This is a genomic window from Streptomyces sp. KLMMK (genome assembly GCF_036961605.1).
GTDB classification, from domain to species: Bacteria; Actinomycetota; Actinomycetes; order Streptomycetales; family Streptomycetaceae; genus Streptomyces; species Streptomyces telluris.
This window is the reverse complement of record NZ_JBAMDC010000294.1, coordinates 1-8,180: the sequence shown is the minus strand read 5'-3', so window position 1 is coordinate 8,180 and position 8,180 is coordinate 1. Positions and strand designations below refer to the sequence as shown.

The window sequence follows — 8,180 nt, the reverse complement described above, 5'->3', positions numbered from 1 at the left end:
GCTCCCTCCTTGAAACAAGGTGAGTTTAGGTACTGGCGACACTCTGTGCCGAGCCGACTCCCGAGGTGAGCTTGCCCACACGGAGCGTGAACCGGAGGCCGTGTGCGCGCCAAAGTCCCCAGTTCTCCCACCGTACGCCGGGTATGAGGGTCTCCGTCGACCTTTGCATGTGGCGGAGCTCTCGACGTGTGCCGCCGGGCAGGAAAGAGCTTTCTTTGTTGAGTCCCTACGAAGGGGTGGCCCAAAGTTTGCGTGTGCGGGAACCGGCCCGGGGGCCGTTCGGCCGGGCGCGGGCCCCGAGGGGGTGCGGCTACGGATCCGGGCGCGCCTTCTCACCGGCTCCGTACCGACCCCTTGCTCATGGTTCTACCCGTGAGTAGCGTCCTTTCAGACGTGGGTACCCGCGGTAACCGCGGCAATCGCCCGCGGAGGGGCGGGCGAGGGCGCGACAAGGGGGTGGTGAAGGGGTGGTGATGACCCGGTTCCGGCTCCGCAGACCCGTCGCCGGCCTCGCCGCGCTCGCCCTCGCCGTGGAGGGCCTGGGCATCGCCCTGATCAACTGGATCCTCGGCGTCGTCGTCCGCCGCCAGCACATGTCCCTCGCGGGCAGCGACCCCGGCCTCATGGCCCTCGCCGCCTGGATCGCCGGCGGCCTCTTCGCCCTCTACCTGCTCCTGTGCGCCGTCGTCGCCCTCCGCGCCGCCCTCCGCGACCGCCCGCCCCGCGCAGCGGGAAGGATTCTGCTGATCACCTGCGGCGTCGTGCACGGCCTGCTGGGCGCGTTCTGCGTCGGCCTCGTCGGCTGGTCCGCGTTCGCGGCCGTCATGGCCGTCCTCGCCCTGATCGTCTGGACGCTGATGGTCTACGACCCGGAGCGCTGGGCTCAGCCCGTGGAAGCCGTCGTCCCGCGCTGACGCGCGGCCAACTTCGCCGCCTCCGCCGCCACGTGGCGCAGCGTGTCCGTCAGCCGGTGCCTGTGGCGGTGGAAATCCTCCAGTGGCACGGCGGCGGACACGGCGGACACGGCGGATGCGGCGGATGCGGCAGACATGCCGCGGTGGCTGCCGGGTGCGCCCGGCAGGACCGGTACGGGTACCGCCACGCACGCCACTCCCGGCGCGCACTCCTCGACCTCCACGGCGACCCCCTCCCGCCGCACGCGCCGCAGCTCCGCGTCCAGCCGGTCCGGCGACGTGATCGTCCGCGGCGTGATCGCCCGCATCCCCGTACCCGTGAGGTAGCGCATGCGCGCCGCCCGGGGCAGCGCCGAGAGCAGCACCTTGCCGTGGGCGGTCGCGTGCCCGTCGAGATCCCGGCCCACGCTGAAGCCGCCCGTCGACGGGTCGGCGGCGTTCCCGGCGAGCACGGCGATGGCCCCGTCGCGGTACGTGCTGAAGTACGTGTCCGCGCCCGCTTCCCGCCGGGCCGTGAGCAGGAGCGCGTGCACGGCGTCGTCCAGCTGCATCTGGCGCTGGAACGCCTGGTGCAGGACGGGCACGCGGTACCCGAGGGTGTAGCCGCCCGCGGTACGGACCAGATGCCCGCGGGCGGTGAGCGTGCCGAGGATCTCGTACACCGTGGACAGGCCGTAGCCGAGCTGTCTGGCCAGCACCTTGGCCGGGACGGGGGCGTCTGCCGCGGCCACTGCGTCCAGGACGTCGAGGGCGCGGTCCACGGACCGGGACATGGAGGTTCGGGTTCCTTCGAGGCTGGGCGGCTGTCGGCGGACCTCCCAGCCTCGCACAGGAGCCGTCGGCGTCAGCTCTTGACCGGCGCCTTCTCCCGGAGCAGCTCCACGAACGCCCTCATCCACGCGGGCTGGTCGTTCCACGCCCGCGCGGACACCATGTTCCCGTCGACGACGGCCTCCGCGTCCACGAACGTGCCGCCTGCCAGTTGCACGTCCGGCCTGCAGGCCGGCCACGCCGCCGTGCGGCGGCCCTTGAGGACGCCCAGCGGCGTCAGCGCGATCACGGCGTGGCAGATGTGCGCGATGGGCTTGTTCTGCGCGAAGAACCACCTGATGATCCGCTGGAAGTCCGGATCCAGCCGCAGGAACTCCGGCGCGCGGCCGCCGGGGATGACGACCGCGGCGTAGTCCGACGGGTTCACGTTCGCCAGCGCCACGTCCGCGGGCCAGCTGTGGCCGAGCTTCTCCGTGTACGTGTCGAAGCTCGCGACGAAGTCGTGCACGACGAACTGGAGCTGCTTCACGGTGGGGGCGGCGATGTCCACCTCGTAGCCCTCCTCCAGCAGGCGCTGGTAGGGGTAGAGGACCTCCAGGTCCTCGGCGGCGTCACCAGTGGTGATCAGGATCCTCGGCATGGCGGCGGACTCCTCGGGGGTAGGAGGCGTAGCCGGATGGCTTCCGGCCTACACCGGAATATGCGCTTTGACATGTCCGAGGAAACTTGCCCAGGTGGTGTTGTTGATGGTGAGGGTGCCGCCGGTTGGGTTCTTGGAGTCGCGTATGTGCACCGGTGCGCGGTCTGGGCGTCTGCCCACTTCTACGCAGTCGCCGCCGCCGGGGTCGCTGTAGCTGGACTTGTGCCACGCGAGGGCGGCTTCCAGGCAGTTGCCGCCGCTGGAGTCGCTGTAGCTGGACTTGTACCAGTGCAAGGTTGCTCTCATAGCTCTCCCGCCAACCGCTCGATAAGGCCCAGCGATTCGTCCGGGCCGAGGGCTTGTGCGCGGATCTTCGCATAGCGGTGGAAGCGACGGGTAACCTCAGGCGGGTCGCTGATCAGGTTGCTCGTGCCCTCCACCTCCAAGTAGACCAACATGCGGTGCTCCGGCGTCTGTACGAGCTTCATCGGCCCTTCAGCGCCAGCGTGCTCTCCGCGCAGCCCGCGGTCCATGGGCAGCACCTGAATGGTGACATTAGGGCGCCGCGCGTACTCGGCAAGGTGGTTCAGCTGCCCGCGCATCACGTCCCAGCTCCCAAAAGGCCGGCGTAGCACGGACTCTTCGAGGACCATCTCGATCAACGCCGTCGGGTCGCGGTCGAATACGGCTTTGCGCGCCATACGGGCCTCGACCAACTCGGACACGACGGCCTCCGGCAGTGGTGGATATCCGCCGCCAATGAGCGCCCGCGCATACTCCTCGGTCTGAAACAGTCCGTCGACCACGAAGTTCTCATACGTGCAGAGTGTCAGCGCCTGCTGCTCAAGGCGGGCGAAGTCCTTGAAATGCGTTGGGTACTTGTCCAGTCGTACATACTTCTTTGCCGCGGTGAAGATGCCCATACCGCAGCCGATGGCTGTCTCCAGTCCATCCAGCATCTTCTCGGTCGCAGGCTGTGCGCCCGTCTCCAGGGCGCTGATCGCTGACCCCGTGTAGCCGATCTGCTCACCCAGTTCCTCCTGTGTCATGCCCGCGAACTTGCGTAGCAACCGTGCGATGTCGGACGTGAGTTGCGCCGCCGTTGACGCCCGGTCCTTGTTCTCCTGGCTCGCCATTTCCCGGCCCCCGCCTTCCACCTGACTCAACTGTGGTCAAGGAACGTTCGACTGCAGCGCACTGTTAACAACAGTCCACGCTCCGTGATGGAAAACCTAGCGGCCGTCGGTGATGCTCGTCACATGAATCAGCAAGCTCGGCTGGCCGAAATCGACTGGCTCCCCGCCACCGGTCACCAACTCCGCAAAGCCGGCGTCCACTTCGACGCCGTCCGCGTCCACGGCAACGACGGCCGCCGTCTGGCCAATGCCATGGCCATGCTCACCCGCGGCCGGCCCGGTCCGATCATCGCGGAAGCGAACGACCGCAGGGCGATGTACTTCCTGGTCGAACCCGGAAGTACCGCCCGCCGCGCGTGGCCGAAAGGCGCCGAGCGCCTCACCGGGGAAGTCGGCGCGGCCGACTACATCCCCATTCCCGCGCTCTACGGGGCCACATGGCCCCTCTCGTGGTTCTGCGTTCCCACGCCCGACGGGCGCCTCGTGCACACGCTTCTTCTGCTGAGCACGGCCCGTGCATTTCTGGGGTGCGCCCCCCGAGTGGCGGAAGGAATGGTGACCGAGGCGCCATAACCTCGTTGGGGCGGTCATGATGAAGCGCATCGTTGCCGCCGCCGCTCTCACCGGCGCCGCTTTCGCCCTGACCGCCACCGCAGCCACGGCCGCTCCCATGCCGCAACCGCCCACTTCGAACGCGGGAGACGTGATGGCCCCGCCGGCGCCCGCTCCCGAGCCGCCGGCGACCAGCATCCACCCCGGGGCCACGAACCAGCTCGGCAAGCTGGATCAGCTCAACCAGCTGAACCAGCTGGGTCAGGCCCAGCAGGCCCTCGGCCCGGTCCTCGGGCTCCTCGCGCCGGTTGCCGGGGTGCTGCCGCTCTAGGCGGTCGCGTCGGCCCACAGCTCCGTGATCGACATCCCCAGCTCGGCGAGGAGCTTGCGGAGCAGGGGGAGGGAGAGGCCGATGACGTTGCCGTGGTCGCCGTCGATGCCCTCGATGAAGGGGGCGGAACGGCCGTCGAGGGTGAAGGCGCCCGCGACGTACAGCGGCTCGCGGGTCGCGACGTAGGCCGCGATCTCGGCGTCGGAGGGCTCCCCGAAGCGCACGGTCGTGGAAGCGGTCGCCGACACCCGGCGGCCCGTGGCCGTGTCGACGATGCAGTGGCCGGTCCGGAGGATCCCGGACCGGCCCCGCATCGCCTTCCAGCGGGAGGTGGCGTCCTCGGCGTCGTCCGGCTTGCCCAGGGCCTGCCCGTCCAGTTCGAGGACGGAGTCGCAGCCGATGACCAGCGCTCCGGCCGCTTCCGGCCGGGCGGCGACCGCGTCGGCCTTGGCCTCGGCCAGGACGCGCGCCAGCTCGGCGGGGGTCGGGGCGGTCAGCGCGTCCTCGTCGACGCCGCTGACGATCACCTCGGGCCTCAGCCCGGCGGCCTTGAGCAGGCCGAGGCGGGCGGGGGACTGGGAGGCGAGGACGAGGCGGCGCTGAGGGGTCATGCCCGCCATCGTAGACAACCGCGGCCCCCGCCCCCGGGCGCTTACTTCTTGATCACGGCCTGCATGACCTTCTTGGCGATCGGGCCGGCGAGGCCGCCGCCGGAGATCTCGTCGCGGTCGATGCCGGAGCCCTCGGGGTCGATGAAGACGGCGACCGCGACGGGGGAGCCGTCGCCCTGCTTGGCGTAGGAGACGAACCAGGCGTACGGGAGCTTCTCGTTGTTGACGCCGTGCTGCGCGGTGCCGGTCTTGGCGCCGACGGTGACGCCGTCGATGAGGGCCTTCTTGCCGGTGCCGTTCTGGGCGGTGTTCTCCATCATCTGCTGGACCTTCTTGGCCGTGCCGGCGGAGACGGCCTGCGACATGACCTCGGGCTTGTGCTTCTCCAGCGAGTTCAGGCCGGGGTCGCGCAGCTCCTCGACCAGGTACGGCTTCATGAGCTTGCCGTCGTTGGCGAGGGCGGCGGTCATCATCGCGATCTGCAGCGGGGTGCTGTCGAGGCTGCCCTGGCCCATGCCGGTGAGGGCGGTCTGCGGGCGGTCGAGGTTCTTGGGGTAGATGCTCTCGACGGTGCCGTTGGGGATGAAGATGTCCTTGTTGTTGAAGCCGAACTTCTCGGCGGTCTCCCGCATCTTGTCCTTGCCCAGCTTGTCGGCCAGGTCGAGGAAGACGTTGTTACAGGACCACTGGAGGCCGGCCTTGAGGGAGCCGTTGACGCACTCCTCGGTCTGGACGTCGTTACGGACCTTGGTGGTGCTGAGGGGGAGCGGGTACGGGACCGGGGCGCTGCCCTTGGCGTTGATGTCGCTGACGATGCCGTGTTCGAGGGCGGCCGCGGCGGTGAGGATCTTGAAGGTGGAGCCCGGGGGGTAGCGCTCCTTGATCGCCCGGTTGACCAGCGGCTTGTCCTTGTCGGCCTCCAGCTTCTTGTACGCCTCCTGGTCCTTCAGCGTGTTCCCCGCGAAGACCGAGGGGTCGTAGGAGGGGGTGGAGGCCAGGGCGAGGATCTTGCCGGTGCGGGGGTCGAGGGCGACGACCGCGCCCTTGTACTTGCCGAGGCCCTCGAAGGCGGCCTTCTGCGCCTTCGGGTCGATGGTCGTCACCACGTCGCCGCCGCGGGGCTTCTTCCCGCTGAGCATGTCGGTGGTGCGCTGCAGGAACAGCTTGTCGTCGGTGCCGCTGAGCAGCTTGTTGTTGACGAATTCGAGCTGGCTGTTGCCGTACAGCTGCGAGGAGTAGCCGGTGACCGGGGCGTACATCTCGCCGTCCTTGAACGTGCGCTTGTACTTGTAGTCGCCCGTGGTCTCGCTGGAGCCGGTGATCGGCTGGCCGCCGACGATGATGTTGCCGCGGGGCTGTGCGAAGGAGGCGATCTTCACCCGCTTGTTGTCCTTGTGATTGGCCAGATCGTCACTGCGGACGAACTGGATCCAGTTCGCCCGGACCAGCAGGGCCAGGACCAGCAATCCGACAAAGACGGATATGTGGCGCACGGGCTTGTTCATGGTGTGACGCACTCCCCGGTTCGCGGCATTTCACTAGCCATGATGAGGGATGGGGAGGATTTGGTTGCAGACGGCCTGTAACTGTGGGTTCCCTGTGACTCAGCCCATGCCGAGGATGACGAAGGCGATCACCATGCCGATCGCGAGCACGAGACCGGCCCGGCGGAGCATCGCCTGCGCCTCGCGCAGCTCCTCGGGGGGTTCGTTCGAAGGGTCGGACCACAGCATTGCCCCCATGGTGCCGCCGGGGGGTGCGGGCGCGCCTGAGTACGCGTACTCAATCGCCGGGGCGGGGGTGCTACGGCTTGAGCTTCGTGGCCTGGCCCTGGGGGACCAGCCACTTGTTGATGAGGAGGTTGGTCGCTTTGCCCTTGTTGGCGGGCCAGTACGTCGTCGTCCAGTAGTCCTTGATCAGCTTGGCCACCTCGGCGGGGTGCGTGGGCGCGGCCTCGGCGAGCATGCTGCCGCCGAAGGTCAGCTTCCAGCTCGCATCGGCGTAGCCGTAGTACATCGTGCTCTCCGCCACGGCGCCGGCAGTGGCGGCTGCAGCGGAGGTGAGCCGGTATCCCTGCGCGGAGACCGCGTCGAGCAACTCCTTCGTCGTGTTGCTCTTATCCGCTTCTGTGAAGACGTACCGCATGACAAAGGATGCGCCCTCGCTGCCCTTACCGGCGGCAGTGGTGAATTCCCGTAGCGCAGGGTTGACGCCGGCGACGTGCCCGCCCATCGAGTGCCCCCACACCGAGCCGACTTTGCCTTCGGCTATGAGTGCGTCGCGGGTCACGGACGCCAGGGAGCCCTTCCCGCCCGGTCGCATGCTCTGTTTCTCCCAGTCTTCCGTCTCCTCCCAGACACGGCCTGAATTGCAGGTGAAGAAGACGATGGTGATGTTTGCTGCGAGCGCGGGAGCGATCCCTTGGATGACCGACGCAGCATTCCTGGGAGTGACGCCGCCGACGCCGCAGAAGCCGGGATCGCCGTGCGCGAACAGCGCAAGGATGCGCACCGCGGCCGGGCTGCCCCCGGGCGGCGCGGCCGGGTCCGGTGGGGCCTTTGCGACGGCGGCCTTCAAGAGGGTGCCGATCGCTTGCACCGTCTCTTTCAGAGGGTGGTCCTTATCGGACATCGCCTCGCCGAACGCGACGTCCGAGGCGGTGACCTTCTTGCCTGTGACGCCCAGTGCCTTCTCCCGCTTGGCCCATGTCCCAGCGGCGTTACCGGCTTCTTCCCTGTCCCTCGCACTCGGCATCGGCTGGTAGAACGCCAGCGCCACCCCGTTCGGAAACTCCTTGACCAGCCGCTGCCCCAGCGCCGCCTCGGGGTCCGCCGGCTTCGCCGCCACCGGCGCGGGCGCCGCCACGTCGTCGCACTGGACCACCCGCACCCCCGCCGCCGACTGCTCCACGACATGCCCGAGCTCGTGGGCGAGCAGGGCCCGCCCGGCTTCGGTGTGCGGTGCGTACATGTCGCGTCCGAACACCACGTCGTGCCCCACCGTGTACGCCCTGGCGTGCAGACCCTCGGCCAGCCGGGCCGCCCGGTCGTCGCTGTGCGTGCGGACACGGCTGAAGTCGTACGAGAAGCGGGCGGACATGGTCCGGCGCGTCACGTGGTCCAGGGGAGCGCCGGGCGAGCGGGGGAGGAGGGCGCGGGCGGGCTCCGGGCCGGGGGCGGTGTGTCGCAGGGGCGCGTCCGGTGTGCGGGAGAGGAGTTCCTTTCC

Annotated in this window: 11 protein-coding genes; 3 read left to right on the top strand and 8 right to left on the bottom strand. The window is 69.0% G+C overall.

The features are described from left to right. The first annotated feature begins 473 nt into the window (after positions 1-473). On the top strand, positions 474-914 hold the full coding sequence (locus V7793_RS28645; protein ID WP_336011694.1) for a hypothetical protein: 441 nt from the start codon (positions 474-476) through the stop codon (positions 912-914). Here the strand turns inward: V7793_RS28645 and V7793_RS28640 are convergent. The 4 genes from V7793_RS28640 to V7793_RS28625 form a co-directional block, all read right to left on the bottom strand. After that, the gene (locus V7793_RS28640) at positions 884-1,687 is read right to left on the bottom strand and encodes an IclR family transcriptional regulator (RefSeq protein ID WP_336011691.1); all 804 of its coding nucleotides are present in this window, start codon (positions 1,685-1,687) and stop codon (positions 884-886) included. The genes V7793_RS28645 and V7793_RS28640 overlap by 31 nt on opposite strands. Positions 1,688-1,758: 71 nt before the next feature. Next, a complete protein-coding gene (locus V7793_RS28635; protein ID WP_336011688.1) occupies positions 1,759-2,325 on the bottom strand; it encodes a DJ-1/PfpI family protein in 567 nt (188 codons plus the stop codon). 48 nt (positions 2,326-2,373) lie between these two features. After that, positions 2,374-2,631 carry a DUF397 domain-containing protein gene (locus tag V7793_RS28630; RefSeq protein WP_336011685.1) on the bottom strand — a complete coding sequence of 86 codons (258 nt, stop codon included), beginning with the start codon at positions 2,629-2,631 and terminating at the stop codon, positions 2,374-2,376. Then, positions 2,628-3,461: a helix-turn-helix domain-containing protein gene (locus V7793_RS28625; protein WP_336011682.1), complete on the bottom strand. Its 834-nt coding sequence runs from the start codon at positions 3,459-3,461 to the stop codon at positions 2,628-2,630. The genes V7793_RS28630 and V7793_RS28625 overlap by 4 nt, the downstream gene beginning before the upstream one ends. 123 nt (positions 3,462-3,584) lie before the next feature. Here V7793_RS28625 and V7793_RS28620 point away from each other — a divergent pair, with 123 nt between their 5' ends. Together V7793_RS28620 and V7793_RS28615 are read left to right on the top strand one after the other, a co-directional pair. Further along, positions 3,585-4,034: a hypothetical protein gene (locus V7793_RS28620; RefSeq protein WP_336011680.1), complete on the top strand. Its 450-nt coding sequence runs from the start codon at positions 3,585-3,587 to the stop codon at positions 4,032-4,034. Positions 4,035-4,050: 16 nt separating this feature from the next. Then, entirely contained in the window at positions 4,051-4,344 is a 294-nt protein-coding gene (locus V7793_RS28615; protein WP_336011677.1) for a hypothetical protein, read from the top strand. On the opposite strand, the gene V7793_RS28610 is transcribed toward V7793_RS28615, so the two are convergent. The 4 genes from V7793_RS28610 to V7793_RS28595 form a co-directional block, all read right to left on the bottom strand. Further along, a complete protein-coding gene (locus V7793_RS28610) occupies positions 4,341-4,964 on the bottom strand; it encodes a Maf family protein (RefSeq protein ID WP_336011674.1) in 624 nt (207 codons plus the stop codon). The genes V7793_RS28615 and V7793_RS28610 overlap by 4 nt on opposite strands. A 32-nt stretch (positions 4,965-4,996) precedes the next feature. Beyond that, positions 4,997-6,460: a peptidoglycan D,D-transpeptidase FtsI family protein gene (locus V7793_RS28605; protein ID WP_336011671.1), complete on the bottom strand. Its 1,464-nt coding sequence runs from the start codon at positions 6,458-6,460 to the stop codon at positions 4,997-4,999. A 99-nt stretch (positions 6,461-6,559) separates the two neighbouring features. Then, a complete protein-coding gene (gene mmpB, locus V7793_RS28600) occupies positions 6,560-6,688 on the bottom strand; it encodes a morphogenic membrane protein MmpB (RefSeq protein ID WP_256790302.1) in 129 nt (42 codons plus the stop codon). Positions 6,689-6,758: 70 nt separating this feature from the next. Next, a complete protein-coding gene (locus V7793_RS28595) occupies positions 6,759-8,069 on the bottom strand; it encodes an eCIS core domain-containing protein (protein WP_336011666.1) in 1,311 nt (436 codons plus the stop codon). Positions 8,070-8,180 lie beyond the last annotated feature (111 nt).